The sequence below is a fragment of the Streptomyces sp. HSW2009 genome, from assembly GCF_040240285.1.
GTDB lineage: Bacteria > Actinomycetota > Actinomycetes > Streptomycetales > Streptomycetaceae > Streptomyces.
Map to the genome: position 1 here is coordinate 1 of NZ_JBEHZD010000873.1, position 2,106 is coordinate 2,106.

The 2,106-nt window shown below is 78.4% G+C and carries 2 protein-coding genes; both read right to left on the minus strand.

Going from position 1 to position 2,106, the window contains the following annotated elements; genetic code table 11:
- The coding region (locus AAHZ94_RS33115; RefSeq protein WP_349997404.1) for a hypothetical protein at positions 1-787 on the minus strand (787 nt) is incomplete at its 3' end.
- Between the two features lie 59 nt (positions 788-846).
- Positions 847-1,794, minus strand: coding sequence for an ABC transporter permease (locus AAHZ94_RS33120; RefSeq protein ID WP_502964857.1), 948 nt, complete (start codon positions 1,792-1,794; stop codon positions 847-849).
- Positions 1,795-2,106: the final 312 nt, after the last annotated feature.

A 2,106-nucleotide genomic window follows, 5' to 3' on the forward strand; every position in this document is an offset into this window, starting at 1 on the left:
GCGGGGGGGCCGCCCCGGCGGGGGGGGCGGGGCCGGGGGGGGGGGCGGGGGCGGCGGGGCCCGGGGGGGGGGCGGGCCGGGCCCCCCCCGGCCGGGGCTGGCCTTCGCCCGTCGGCGCCGCGGGCGCGCCCTCGGCCGGCGCGGGGGCCGGCGCCGGTGCGTACGCGGCGTGCTCGGGCTCCGGGTCACGCGGCCCGAACAGGCCGGTGAGGATGAGCTGCATCACCATCGCCGCGACCGGCCAGGCCAGCAGCACGCCCTTGGCCTTGAGCTCCAGCGGGCCGTCGAACGGCACCCGCTCGCCGGCCTCGCGCGCGCTGACCGCGAGGTCCGTCTCGGGCCCGAGGACGATCCCGAACCGCCAGCCGACCCACGAGCCGAGCAGCCCGCCGACGGTCAGCGCCACCACCAGCGGCACCCCGCCCGAGCGCCGGAAGCAGAACACGACGGCGGTGGACACCAGGCCCACGCCGAGCGCGATCAGCAGGAAGGTGCCGTCCCCGCCGATCACCTCTTCGCTCTCGGAGTTCTTGGGGTAGACGGAGTTGCCGATCAGGACCATCTGCACCCGCGGCGCCAGCCAGGCCCACAGCACGGCGAGGACCGCGCCGACGGCCGTGAGCGCCGCGGTGATGATCGCCGCGTCCCGGAACTCCGCGTACTTGCCGGGTCCCGTACCGGCCCGCCCGGCGTCCTGCGCGGCGTGCGCACCGCCCGGATGGCCGGGGTACGGCTGCTGGCCGGTGGTGGGCGGGGGCTGGTCAGAGGGTGTCAACGGTGCGGTCACTCCGTCATCGTGCCAGGTGGGAGAGGTGGCTGAAGCGGCAGGCGGCTCGCCGGGCCGCGTCACTGCACCGCCGCCCTGCGGTACGCCCAGGTCGCGGCGGCCAGCGAGACCACGCCCACCGCCGCGCAGACCCCGAGGTTGACCAGGACGGCCAGCCAGTCGGGGTGGTCGTCGAAGGCGCGGGCCAGCGCCTCCACGCCGTAGGTGGAGGGCAGCAGGTCGCGCGCGTACGCCACCGGGGCGGGCATCCGCTCGGGGGGCAACACGCCGAGCAGCAGCGCCGCCGACATGCCGAGTTGGCCGCAGAGGGTGGCGAGTTCGGGCCGCGGGGCCAGCAGCCCGAGCGCCGCGCCGAGTCCGGCGAGCGCGGCCCCGGAGAGCGGGATGACCGCGACCAGCACCCACAGGTGCACCATCGGCAGCCCGAACAGCACGCTGCCGGCGACGGCCGTGACGATGGTGCCGGGCACAGTGAAGGAGGCGTACGCGCCGGCGGCGCCGAGCACCACGGCGGCCGGGGGCACCGGCAGCGTCGCGTAGTGGTCGAGCCCGCCGCTGGCCCGCAGTTGCCCGAAGTACTGGGCGAGCAGGTTGAGCGCGACGAACGCGACGACCAGCACGCTGGCCCCGGAGACCACGGCCCGCGCCTCGCTGCCGCCGTCCACCACGCCGCGCATCAAGATCATGATGCCGATGGACTGGAAGGTGGCCACGAACAGCAGCGGGATGCGCGCCACCCTGGCCCGCGAGAGCTGCGCCCGGTACACCGCGGCGAGCGCGGGCAGCAGCCGCGCCCGGGCCGCGAGCGGCGCCGGTTCGCGCACGGCGGCCGTGCTGCGGGCGCCCTGGCCCGACTCGGCTGCGGCACGGGCGGGCACGGCCGCCGCGGACACGGCACTCACGTTGTGCTGCTCCTCTTCCGTACGAGCTGATTCCGTACGAGCCTGCCGGCCGCGGCGACCTGCACCACGCTGTGGCCCGGTTCGCTGCGGCGTCCCCCGCTCCATGTCACGCGCCTGCCTCCCGGCCCGCCGCCCGGCCCCGATCGTCCTGTGTCCCGCATCCGGGCGCGCCCGGCACGCGCCGGGACCGCCGCCCCGGTCGTGGGCGCGGGGGGCGGGCCCGCCCCCCCGGGGGCGCCCCCGGGGGGGGCGCGCGGGGGGGGGGCCCCGGGGGGGCGCCCCCCCCCGGCGCCCCCCCCGGCGGGGGGCCGCCCCCCCGGGGGCGGGGGCCCCCCCCGCCCACGACGAGCTGACTTGCGCGGCTAACTCCCCGCCGATCCAAGGTGCCTTCACCCATTCACCGCGTGCTGCCGCACG

What these genes read in the sequence shown, in the direction of transcription:
- AAHZ94_RS33120 (WP_502964857.1), bottom strand. Translation starts at nt 1,794, where the DNA reads ATGGAGCGGGGGACGCCGCAGCGAACCGGGCCACAGCGTGGTGCAGGT.